Consider the following 12780-nt stretch of genomic DNA (forward strand, 5'->3'; position numbering starts at 1 on the left):
TCCAAAGCATGGGCGGTTTTTCTCGTTTATACGTCTTTCTTTATAATAACATGAAACATCTTGTTAAAGCTTTCCGTCTCTTGCAAAAATACAATATTCATCCTTCTTTTTTATGCAATTCAATGCTTTCATCATTATCACTTCTATCTTTCTCTATCAAAATCTCGATGTCTGCTTATTTCTCTCTTATGCTCACGTTCAAATTGATTATCTATTCCCTTACTATCCAATTCATTTTTAACAATCCCTCTAAGCGCCTTAAATTGCTCTTTAAAAACTTTTTTCGTTTGTACATACAAAACTCTTATATTCGTCTGCAAACCCTTTATATGGGATTTTAATGAGCTTATTTCTCTATTTAATACACCAACTTCTTTTTCCAACTTACTTTTTTCTTGTTTCAACGTTCGATTTTCTTTCATCCAGCCCTCTGCATGCACTTTTAAACTTTCATTCTCTTTGACAAAATCTGTTTCTCTCAAACGCTCATAATCCTTTTTGATAGTAACAGCTGCATTCACTTGTTTTGTAAATTCTTGATATTGTTCCGGTGATAATACATAATTTCTTGTCTGTTTCTTCGTGATCTCAGCTTTTCCAAACATTTTATCCTGTACTTCTACTACTACTTCTTTACGTAAAAATGGAATTTTAACAAATTCATTTGGCACTTGATCTACAGCACCATCTAATTCTCTTTGCATTTGTTCTACTCTTTTTTCTAACTCTATATGACGCTGGCCAATTAACTGCAGCTTTTCATTTTCACTCTCTACTTGTTGCTTTACTATCTCTAATTCTTTGTACGTATTAACGACATCACTTTCCAAACTCGTTTTCGTTACTTCTAATTCGTTTGTTTTCTCTTCAACATTTTTTAAATGATCGTCAATCGTTTGTAACTGTGTTTCTTTTTTTTCTACTTGATTTTCAATAGTTGACTTTGCTTCTGCATACTCCTTGTATTGACGAACCTTCATGTACTTATGTGAACCTACATTAGCACGTTCAAAATTCGGAATATATTCTTTAGCCAATTGCTCGATATAAGCCGTTTCTGTTTCTCTCCAATGCGCAATTAACTTTCTTCCCGTTCCTTCGACACCTTGTTGTTGCAAGGCTCTATCCATTCCGATACGCCTCGTTAATCCTCGACTACTCTCAAAATTCGGTACATAGTTAATATGTAAATGCGGATTCGCTTCATCATCATGTAAAACCATATTATAAACCGCTAGGTTTGGATTTCTCTCTTGAAAATCTTCAGCATAGCGCTTCAGAGCTTCCTTTTTAGCTTCCCTATACTTTGGGTCGTCTTTACCTTCTCCAATCGCTACAACGAGTTCTCGTTGCTCATGTGTCTTATCATCTTTATGTACTTTGTTATAGTAGTCATCAATTTTACGATTATTCCGTTTTTGTTTCTCGTTATACTTGTCCACGGCTTCTTGAAAAACATCCTTGTATACACTTCGGATGTCCTTTTGAACAAAATAAATATTCTCATGTAACCTAGCTGGATCAATCCCAGGATTCCCATAAATATTTTCTCTATTATTATGGCTTAATGAACTTTGATGAGATTGATTAAATGAGATAGAACCCAACATAAAGTGCCACCACTTCCCCTAGATTAATTGATACCATCAGTCTAGCCAAGCGACGAAATGATGTCAATTAACGTAAATCCATAGGGGTCTGCGACGCTTGTCGGCTTCGCCGAGCCATGCCTAGCCTGGCTAAAAGACCTCGGACTTTGTCCGAACCTACAAGGGGAACTTTTCCCCTTGACCCCATCAATCGAACTCCCCAACCCCTCAATCCTTGAGGGGCTCCCTCGCCGGTTGGCATCCCCAAAACGATTCGTTTTGAGGAAATGCCAAGAGGGTGATGAATCCGCTGCACGTGTCAATTCCTTAATGCTCTTTTCAGGGATCAGCAAAAAACGCTGCCCCCTTTCAATCCGCTTACCATTGACTCTTACTGGTATTTATGTGTACATTTCGTTGAACTATTTATACAATTTTCACATAGTATTTTATATACCTGTTGTTGCTTTTGAATCTGTTAAAGAATGCTCGTTTACAAAACGTACATTCTTTTATTTATTTCTCCTTATTTTTTGTTCTGTTCAAGTTGGCAAAAGAAAATACAACCTTTATAAACTCCTTGGCTTATAGTTTTCTTAAAATGATATGGTAACCCTTTAATCATATTAAGAACTCTTCATTCAATGAATCATACAACTGTACCTTCGGAACAGACGTTAATAACTCAATTAATGTTACATATAAAAAATAAATGTGAAAAATTAAAATACACCCTTTTGTTAGGTGTTTAATACAAGCATACAATTATTAAAAACATATAAATAATATGTTCATATTTTCTATTTTACGTAAACAATATTTTTAACCTATTATGTTTCTTAAAATAGAAAAAAATACTCTACTATTAGACAAGTAAAGAGGAAATATATGAAACATAATAATTGTTCCGGCCACAACAACTGTAATCCGATTGTTTTCACTCCAGAATGTTGTAATAATCCACAAACTGTTCCAATTACTAACGATCAATTAGGAATATTAATCAATCTACTAAATTCTTTAATTTCGGCTATTGCAGCATTTTTTACAGATTCCAGTGAAGCAAACAGATTAACTTTATTAAATTTATTCATTCAACTATTAAATTTAATAAATCAATTAGCCCCTTCTCCAGAAGGTAATTATTTAAAACAATTAATTCAAAGTATTATCAATGTACTCCAATCTTCTAATCCAGACTTGAGTCAATTACTTTCTTTCATTACAACAATTCTACAGTGCTCTTGCACCATTCTTCTTCTCTTTAATTATTGATCCTGCAAGTTTACAACTTCTCTTAAACTTATTAGTTCAATTAATTGGTTCTACTCCTGGGTCAGGACCTACTGGACCTACTGGAGATACTGGGCCTACGGGAGATACAGAAATTTTAACTCGGGGACAGTTTTACAATCCTGGCCAGGTGGGTCTTTTAGCTGCTAATACTATTCTCCCTATGACTGTAGCAGGACCAGAAAATACTGCAGATTTAACATTAAGTTTTGGCGGAATCCTCATAAATACAGCTGGTGTTTATTTAATTACACTTATGGCGGTACCAGACGTTAATACAGTAGTAGGTCCACAAAATCAAGCAGTTGGATTAAGCATCGATGGGGGACCTATTTTAGTAGAGAGCATTATAGTTAGTAGTCCGCTATCGATGCTGCCTGCACCAACCGATTTGGTCAAACAACCTATGAGTAATACTACTTTAGTCAGATTAAACGTTGGTAACGTATTAACAATGGTAAATTTCTTTGCAAATTCAAACTATCAGGGGCTACTCAGTCCTACTCTTTCGCCGGCAGCAAGTATAACACTTGTAAAAATTTCAGATTGAAATGATATAATTCTCTTATAGAGGCAGAATAATTATTCAAAATTAAATGCATAGAACAATAAAAAGAAAAAACGCACAAACCTAATAATATCAAAGGTTTGTGCGTTTTATTTGCTATCGCTAACGATAATTATGTAAATAAGCTGTCCAAATGGACAGTTTATTGTTTTTTTATGGTTTTATTCTAGTCTTTTCGTTTAAAATTTGCTTTTTGTCTGTCGACTTGGCAAGAAAAGCACACAAGCCGAAAAAAGTTCCGCAAGGAACTTTTTTGCCTAAAACAATTCAAAATAAAAAAGAATCCTATATAACAGATTCTTTTTCTCCAAAGTAAACTAATAGATATTAGTTTACTTTCAAATCCCCTTAAATATTGAATTTATTGCAACTTACCTATTCCCCTCAAAAATGACTAGAAAAGTATACATTCAAATGACCATGAACAAAGAAAAAAATACACTCAAATAAAAAAAATACATAAAAAAAACCAGTTAAAAAACTGGCTTTTTTCATCAAACTATACAATATTTTTAGCTACAATTTTGATATGTTCAGGAGCAATAATATCTTGAATAGTTTCCTTTAAATCTTCAAATAACATTTCTTCTAGATTCGCCAAAGGAACTTCAAATGTTACAGATTCTACGGTTTTAAGATTTAATAAAGAATAAACTTCATTTTTTTTAATAACTAAGTATTGATTTTCCTCTGTCATAATTAAACAGCCTAATTGGATACCTAACATACGTTTATCTTCAAACTTCATAACATAATACCTCTTTTATAATTTGCTAAAACAACAAATTCATCATATAACAACTATACTAATTTAAACAATATCATAAAAAAGTTAACATAAAATCCGATTATCAGTAGTATCCAAAAAAACTCAGGGTTCTCATATGAATCTAAGCTTTACTTTTATATTCATTTTTCTATATTTTTTAGAGTTGGCGAAAAATAATTAATCAAACTTCAATAGATTATTTCCAAAACTCATACCATTTCTTATCTTTACTTGCTGCAATCATCTTCTTAACTTCCTGGACTTCCCTTATTGTTTGCATGAGCATTTCATCGCGTCCCTGGTTCTTCGCTACGTCTTCACTAGTATTCGTCGCTATAAGCGTTTGGGATTCCTGTATCGTTTGTATGGCGCTCAATAATTCTGATTCTCTTTGTGCAAATCGCTGGTCTTGTTCAACTAAACGTCTGTTTAATTCTTGTAGTAATTCATTTTGCTTTTCAATGACCTCATTTTGATCTTGAAGCATCATCTGTAGCGTTGTAGCGTTGAAATTCGGTTCTTCATAGCGCTCAATTTCGTGTCGCTCTAATGGCAATACCTCAACGCCTTGATGCCATGATACTATTTGTTTTGTGGCGTTTTCTAATGTTATGTCTGTGTCGTTCTTTAGGTTGATAACCTTGCGAAACACCATTACATCACTTTCTCTATACTTTCTATGCCCACGTTCATTCTTTATGAAAGTATAACCCTCTTTTTCTAGTACATCAGCATACTTACGTAATGTACTAGATTGGATACCTAATTGCTCTGCCACTTCGCCAGGACTATATAACGTCTTCATAGCGTCTCACCTCAAAAATATATTCGCTATAGCAATGATATACCCTTTTTCCTAATAATTCACGTATCACTTGTTTTAAATTCTTTTTTATTTATACAAGATTTTATGCAAAAAAAGAATAGCGGGGATCCCTAGAATCCCCGCTATATCAACCATGTATGAAATCTTGTATAAGATGATAAATAAATAAAAAAGCGAAATCCATTGATATAACTAGGATTTCACTTTTTATTTGCTACCGATAATATTCCTTCTGTACATGCTATTGTGCGGCAAATTCCTGACGATACCCCTTAATCAACTTCCAATAACGAATTTTATGTAAATAAGCTGTCCATATGGGCGCCTATTTTTTTATTAGTTTGGGTTTGTGCTTGTCTTTTTGTTTTCCCTTTGCTTTTTGGCTAGAGTGCTGGCTCGTCGTGTGGGGGCGAAACCCCACTTATTACGTATCTATTTTTTGAATAAGGACTATTTTGGAACGAATGAGCTAAGCGGTTCGGCTCGTATACTTGCTAGTCCAAGTCAAGAACCATTGCTTTGCTTTTTGTCTGTCGGCTTGGCGAGAAAAGCACACGAGCCGAAAAAAGTTTTGCCAGGATGGAGCGTAGCGAAAAAGGTGGAGATTTTTGAGCGTTGTTTGCTCAAAAATACTACCTGTTCCTTGCGGAACTTTTAGCCTTATATAGAGAGTGAGAGTAAATTAACCTTATTTGGTTATAAAAATGTTGTTATATCAAGGATTTATAGGTATTTTCGTAGTTATCAAATTAGGTAACATTAGTTATCAAATTAGGTAACTACGAAAACATAAAAAATAGCCCTTAAAAAAGGGCTATTTGAAATTTTTTTAATAAAGATTTGGATTTTATAAATAATGCTTTTAAAGTAACTTCAATATTGTTACGTTCACCAGAAAACATAATGTTAGGATTAATAAAAATTGCGTTAGTACGTGCGTTATTACCTTCAATTTCTTGACCTACTGCTTTTACTACAATACCTTTTTCTTGTAATTGCTTTAATACTCGACTAACCTTAGGTTTACTCGTTCCAAGACGTTCAGCAATCTGCGTTTGAGTCATAGGAACTGCACTTCTAGAATGAATATCATCAACTATACAATTACTCTTAAATTGTAAAAATCGTTGAATGCGCATTAAAAATAGTATTTCTTCATCAGTAAAATATCCTGTCTCCAAAGCATAGTTCCAATTATCTTGAATCAATTGAACAAACCTCACTTTCGATTGAGGACTTTTTTTAGTACCTATGTAAAGCTCTTTACCAGTAGCTTTAGCCATAATCTCCATAGCTTTTTCTAATTCAGCTTTTGAAACCTCATTATGATCTTGCTTAAATTGTTCATTTTCAATTTCTAAATCTCTTTTTCTAGCATTTCTTTCAGCTTGTCCAAAATCTACAACTTTTGTCATAAAATAATTCTCTCCCTTAGTGGAAGGAATCAACTTTTATATGTTAGAATGTATATAGAATATATATTGGTTGATTCCAACCTTATTAAGAAAAACCGCCTGCCGACCAAAGCATGGGCGGTTTTTCTCGTTTATTACATCTTTCTTTATAATAACATGAAATACGTTACTAAAGGTTTCCATCTACTAAAAATCAATTCTCTTTTTCACCATTATCACGTCTATCTTTCCATATCAAACCCTCTCTGCTTATTCATTTCCCTCTTATGTTCCTGTTCAAAATGATTATTAACTTCCCTACCAACCAATTCATTTTTAACAAGTCCTCTAAACGCCTGAAATTGCTCTTTTAAAGCTGCTTTCGTTTGTTGGTATAAAACCCTTACATTTGTTTGTAAATCCTTTATATGAGCTTTTAAAGACCCTATTTCCTTATGTAATACACTAACTTCTTTTTTTAACTGACCTTTTTCTTGTTTCAATATCCTATTCTCTTCCATCCAACCTTCTGCAGTCATTTTTAAACTTTGATACTCTTTCACAAAGTCTATTTTTCTCAAACGCTCATAATCCTTTTTGATAGTAACCGCTGCGTTCACTTGTTTTATTACTTCTTGATATTGTTCTGGTGATAACACATAATTTCTTGTCTGTTTCTTCGTAATCTCAGCTTTTCCAAACATTTTATCCTGTACTTCTACTACTACTTCTTTACGTAAAAATGGAATTTTAACAGGTTCATTTGGTACTTGATCCATAGCACTATCTAATTCTTTTTGCATTTGTTCTACTCTTTTTTCTAACTCTACCTGACGCTGACGAATTAGCTGCAGCTTTTCATTTTCACTCTCTACTTGTTGCTTTACTATCTCTAATTCTTTGTGCGTATCAACGACATCACTTTCCAAACTCGTTTTCGTTACTTCTAATTCGTTTGTTTTCTCTTCAACGTTTTTTAAATGATCGTCAATCGTTTGTAAATATGTTTCTTTTTCTTCTACTTGGTTTTCAATAGTTGACTTTGCTTCTGCATACTCTTTGTATTGACGAACTTTCATGTACTTATGTGAACCAACATTAGCACGTTCAAAATTCGGAATATATTCTTTAGCCAATTGCTCGATATAAACCGTTTCTGTTTCTCTCCAATGCGCAATTAACTTTCTTCCCGTTCCTTCGACACCCTGTTGTTGCAAGGCTCTATCCATTCCGACACGCCTCGTTAACCCTCGACTACTTTCAAAATTTGGTACATAGTTAATATGCAGATGCGGATTCGCTTCATCATCATGTAAAACCATGTTATAAACCGCTAGGTTTAGATTTCTCTCTTGAAAAGCCTCAGCATAGCGTTTCAAAGCTTCTTTTTTAGCTTTCCTATACTTTGGGTCATCTTTACCTTCCCCAATCGCTACAACGAGTTCTCGTTGCTCATGAGTCTTATCATCTTTATGTACTTTGTTATAGTAGTCATCAATTTTACGATCATTCCGTTTTTGTTTCTCGTTATACTTGTCCACGGCTTCTTGAAAAACATCCTTGTATACACTTCGGATGTCCTTTTGAACAAAATAAAAATTCTCATGTAACCTAGCTGGATCAATTCCAAGATTCCCATAAATATTTCCCCTGTTATTGTGGTTTAATGAACTTTGGTGAGATTGATTAAATGAGATAGAACCCAACATAAAGTGCCACCACTTTCCCTAGATTAATTGATACCATCAGTCTAGCAAAGCGACGAAATGATGTCAATTAACGTAACCCTATACGTATTTTGACACTTTCGTATCAAAATACATAGGGGTCTGCGACGCTTTTCGGCTTTGCCGAGCCATGTTTAACATGGCAATAAACCTTGGGCTTTGCCCAAACCCACTGGGGAACTCTTCCCGAGCCCCCTCTCCCTCGAACTCCCCAACCCCTCAATCCTTGAGGGGCTCCCTCACCGGTTGGCGTCCCCAAAACGATTCGTTTTGAGGAACTGCCAAGAGGATGTAGAATCCTCTGCACGTGTCAATTCCTTAATGCTCCTTTCAGGGATCATCAAAAAAAACGCTGATCCCTTCCAGTCCGCTTACCATTGACTCTTACCGTTTTATAGCTTCACATTCACTACACTAGCCCTGTAAACATAAATATAATATGCCTGTTGTTGCTTTTGAACCTGTTGAAGAATGCCATTTTTTTTAATGAGCATTCTTTTATTTGTGTCCCCCTTATTTTTGGTGTGATTATTTTTTCAAAAATTAAAATACATTTATAAATCTGTATCCTCACAAATATAATTGTAAACAAACATAAAAAAAACGATTCCTTAAGGAATCGTTTTTTTTATTGAAATAGTAGATGATTTTCCAAATGAATATCTCCTATCTACTGAAATTCAATGTTTTAATATAACCCTTGTTCACTCTTTGCACCAAAATCCTCTTATTTAAATTAATCTAACAATACGTATACTCATACCGGGAGAAATAGCTCCATCTTGGAATAAAATGGTACCCCGTAATTGTAAAGTATGTGTACCAGCTCCTAAATTAATTATTGCTCCTCCACTTGCTGTATTTGAAGTTCCTCCAATTGTTGCTGAAGAAACAGTATTACTCCCAAATTGTTGCACTCCATCTAAAAAAAGAGAAAATTGTATCTGAACAGCTAAGGATGGATTACTAGCTACGGTGTTATTAGTAGCAGAATATATAATTTCATAAGTTGCATTTCCTGCTAACATTATATTTTGTGAATTTGGAGTATAACTTATACTAGTTCCATTAAGGGTTACATTTTGAAAAGTAAAAGTTTTTTGTACACCTTGGGTCATTGATAAATCAGTTGTATTAACTAAAAAAGCATTATTAGCTACTACATTTGGTCCAGTTGGACCTTGAATTCCTTGAGGTCCTTGAACTCCTTGAGGTCCTTGTGATCCAGTAGGTCCTCTAGTACCAGCTGGACCCTGAATTCCTTGAATTCCTTGAGGTCCTGTTGGACCTGCTGGACCAGGCTCTCCTTGAATTCCCGGTATTCCTTGTGGTCCTGTTGGTCCTTCAGGACCGGGTTCCCCTTGAATCCCAGGTATCCCTTGTGGTCCAGTTGGACCTAAATCTCCAGTAGGTCCAACTGGTCCAGTTGGACCTGTTGCACCACCACCTGGACCTGTTGGACCTGTTGGACCTGTTGCACCAGCTCCAGGCCCCGTTGGTCCTACTGGTCCTGTTGGACCTGTTGCACCAGCTCCAGGCCCCGTTGGTCCTACTGGTCCTGTTGGACCTGGATCCCCAGCTCCCGTAGGCCCTGTTGCACCTGTAGGTCCTGTTGGACCTGGATCCCCAGGTACCCCTTGAATTCCCGGTATCCCTTGTGGTCCATCTGGACCTGGGTCCCCAGGTTCTCCTTGAATTCCTGGTATCCCTTGCGGTCCATCTGGACCTGGATCTCCAGGTTCTCCTTGAATCCCCGGTACCCCTTGTGGTCCTGTTGGACCTGGATCTCCAAGTTCTCCTTGAATTCCCGGTACCCCTTGTGGTCCTGTTGGACCTGGATCTCCAAGTTCTCCTTGAATTCCCGGTACCCCTTGTGGACCTACTGGACCACTAGGTCCAACTGGTCCAGTAGGTCCAGTAGAACCTTGATCTGGAATAGGAAATGCACAAGGGAAAGGAATATGATTACATTTATTAAACTTATTAAAGTTACTCATATCTTCACCGACTTTTCAAATTAATTGTAATTAATTGAATACATACTTAATATATTTATGAAACTCATCTTAAAAAGCTTGTATTCCTACCTATTTCTTTTAATTTACAAAATAAAATCCTAAAAAACTTATTAAAATTTTTATTATAACAACCACGTATACTTTATTTTCATTTTTTACCGTCGTAATAAAAAATGAAAGTAAATAATAATTAGTGTATGTATTACTTGTTTTTGGGTGTAAGTGCTGGCTGGGGGTGTGGGGGCTAGCCCTCGCATAGTATCAATATATATAGAAAAAGGGAAATATTATGAACAGAAGATCTAAACGGTTCCGCTGATATAATTACTAATCGGGGTAAACCCAGCATCTTCGAGTGAATCGGTAATTTTGTAATTTTCAGATAATATACAGGTATTTTTCATGTTTTTGAAGCTTGAAATTCAAGTTTTTGAGTTCTATGTCATTTTTTCAAGATGTTAATCCATTAAATTAGTATCATTTTTTTATGATTTAAGTTAATAAGTGACACAGAATGCTCATTCTATGACACTTATCGTAAAAAAATAGTGAATTCATATGATAAAGTTTTGAATATTGCAAAATTACTGATTTGCTAGGCGATGCTGGTTCTACCCCTAGAAGGTGGTTCTATTTTCCATTTGCGAAATGGATTATAAGCTTGATCTGATGAATCTTCAATATCATGTGTAAATTATACTTGTTCTTTTAGCCATTGTGCCAATTGGAGATTATCTTTTGAAGTAAGCTCTCTGAAACCAAAAAGATCACGAATGGTTTTTCGATGATCTGTATAACTTCTTTCTTTTCCACCCCATCTATAATGTTCAAAAAAATCTTCAGGTGACGCATCTATTTGCTGTGCTAAATATTGCACAATATCTTTCGAGATATCTTGTTTTTCGCTTGGAAAACGAGCTTCCTCTTGAAAATATTTAAGTAAGACAGCAAATCCCAGCCGATTGGCGTTTGTTTTTTTACTCAATACTAAATGACGTTCATTTGGTAACAGCATATAGTTCTCCAATAATTCTTGTTCAGTCCAACTTTTTTTCAATGTTTCCCCTCATCTCATTACGTTTATTTAATAAATAGTATAATTGAGAGAGAGCATAACCTTAAAGAACACCCTGTTTTACTATTACTGGAAAAAGTCTTGCGGACTAGAACAGCTACCCTGTCACTAAGCCTATTAGACTAAAAGTTTATTAATAATGACCGTAACAAAAATGGTCGTTTTTTTTACATTTTGGTCTCTTTACTAAAGGTAATTGGGGTTTATTTACATATGGCCCCGGAAAACTATTTTGGTTGTCATACCCTACTAACAATTTTCTCTTTTTTTGAAAAGCAAATTACTCCTTGGTCAAGAGCGCTCTGTTTTTATGTTTACCAAAAATCCTCAACAAGAGAATAACAACATCATTTCTAACATAGTATTAAAAGGGGTACAGACACATGCCCCTATAATTGCTGATCCAAGTCGAACAACTTAATCTCGTTTTTGGTCTGTTCGGCTTGGCGAAAGCTAAAAAACAGCCGAAAAAAGTTTTGCAAGGACAGAATCGAAAAGAAAAGGCAATAGCCTTTAGGTGAGGATTAACGAACCGACTTTTTGATTCTGAGGGTGGAGATTTTTGAGTGTTCTTCTCAAAAATACGACCCGTTCCTTGCGGAACTTTTAGCTTTATATATAAGAGTGAGATAGAGCAAATGAAAAAAGTCAGTAATACCAAGGGTTTATAGAAGATGAGGTGTCAAAAAAAAGTGACACCGGTGTCAAAAAAAAGTGACACCTAAAAAAAGGTAAATAACATCAAAAAAAAGAACGCAAGAATTTTTTTGCGTTCTTTTAAAATAAATAAATGGGTAGTTTATGTTTTTTCTTTCCTTGATCTTCAACTTTAAAATTTCTTAATGAATCCCTAAAAATATGTTGAGTTGCTTTATCTATTCCATCTTTAGGAGAGCAACACATAATATTTGGATTTACAAACCATGTACGACTAGTACAAACCCGTCCATCTTCAGTTGTAACACCTGATTGTGCAACTGCTAATATTCCTTTTTTTAACAAACCATTCATAACACTAGAAATACTTTGACGAGTCATTTTAAACTTTTCAGCTAGATATGTAGGCGATGCTGGATTATTTGTCTCACGTTCTACAAGAACATTGGTTTTAAACTCTACAGATGAAGTTAATTTGAATAAAAAAGCTTCTTCCTTACTACTTAAATAACCTATTTCAATCAGATAATCTATATTATCCATTATAATTTGCACAAATCTCACCCGATCTGTAGGCTTTTTCTTTTTACCTATGAAATATTCTTCCCCACCAGACATTTTACTTAACATCTGTAACAGCATAGCTCTTTCTTCTTCTGAATATCCACCAGTTTGCAACTGGTCATAAATACTATCAATCTTACTATCTCTTATTTTTGCTTTTTTTTCAGCTTGTCCAAAATCTACAACTTTTGTCATAAAATAATTCTCTCCCTTAGTGGAAGGAATCAACTTTTATATGTTAGAATGTATATAGAATATATATTGGTTGATTCCAACCTTATTAAGAAAAACCGCCTGCCG

8 protein-coding genes and 2 pseudogenes are annotated in these 12780 nt (G+C 34.8%); 2 read left to right on the forward strand and 8 right to left on the reverse strand.

Going from position 1 to position 12780, the window contains the following annotated elements; genetic code table 11:
* Positions 1-143 precede the first annotated feature (143 nt).
* Positions 144-1610 (reverse strand): plasmid recombination protein, encoded by a 1467-nt coding sequence (locus tag MHB70_RS30840; RefSeq protein WP_061530483.1) that lies wholly within the window; start codon positions 1608-1610, stop codon positions 144-146.
* A gap of 867 nt (positions 1611-2477) precedes the next feature.
* On the opposite strand from MHB70_RS30840, the pseudogene MHB70_RS30845 reads away from it, so the two are divergent.
* Positions 2478-2967 (forward strand): annotated as a pseudogene (locus MHB70_RS30845) (collagen-like repeat preface domain-containing protein); the annotation flags it as partial.
* A 78-nt stretch (positions 2968-3045) separates the two neighbouring features.
* On the forward strand, positions 3046-3432 hold the full coding sequence (locus MHB70_RS30850; protein ID WP_195911800.1) for a hypothetical protein: 387 nt from the start codon (positions 3046-3048) through the stop codon (positions 3430-3432).
* Between the two features lie 517 nt (positions 3433-3949).
* Here the strand turns inward: MHB70_RS30850 and MHB70_RS30855 are convergent.
* The 7 genes and pseudogenes from MHB70_RS30855 to MHB70_RS30885 form a co-directional block, all read right to left on the reverse strand.
* A complete protein-coding gene (locus MHB70_RS30855; protein WP_002192158.1) occupies positions 3950-4198 on the reverse strand; it encodes a hypothetical protein in 249 nt (82 codons plus the stop codon).
* A 217-nt stretch (positions 4199-4415) separates the two neighbouring features.
* Positions 4416-5024, reverse strand: a complete 609-nt coding sequence (locus MHB70_RS30860) for a DUF3967 domain-containing protein (protein WP_002192157.1) — start codon at positions 5022-5024, stop codon at positions 4416-4418.
* Between the two features lie 824 nt (positions 5025-5848).
* Entirely contained in the window at positions 5849-6460 is a 612-nt protein-coding gene (locus MHB70_RS30865; protein ID WP_061530485.1) for a helix-turn-helix domain-containing protein, read from the reverse strand.
* Between the two features lie 221 nt (positions 6461-6681).
* Complete coding sequence (locus tag MHB70_RS30870) at positions 6682-8148, reverse strand: plasmid recombination protein (protein ID WP_341343751.1); 1467 nt, start codon at positions 8146-8148, stop codon at positions 6682-6684.
* Between the two features lie 749 nt (positions 8149-8897).
* On the reverse strand, positions 8898-10163 hold the full coding sequence (locus MHB70_RS30875) for a collagen-like protein (RefSeq protein ID WP_080451898.1): 1266 nt from the start codon (positions 10161-10163) through the stop codon (positions 8898-8900).
* A gap of 634 nt (positions 10164-10797) precedes the next feature.
* Positions 10798-11241: pseudogene (locus MHB70_RS30880) on the reverse strand (DUF4158 domain-containing protein); the annotation flags it as partial.
* 795 nt (positions 11242-12036) lie between these two features.
* A complete protein-coding gene (locus tag MHB70_RS30885; protein WP_060751250.1) occupies positions 12037-12675 on the reverse strand; it encodes a MarR family transcriptional regulator in 639 nt (212 codons plus the stop codon).
* Positions 12676-12780 lie beyond the last annotated feature (105 nt).

This window comes from Bacillus sp. FSL M7-1020 (assembly GCF_038050415.1).
Classification (GTDB): Bacteria; Bacillota; Bacilli; order Bacillales; family Bacillaceae_G; genus Bacillus_A; species Bacillus_A toyonensis.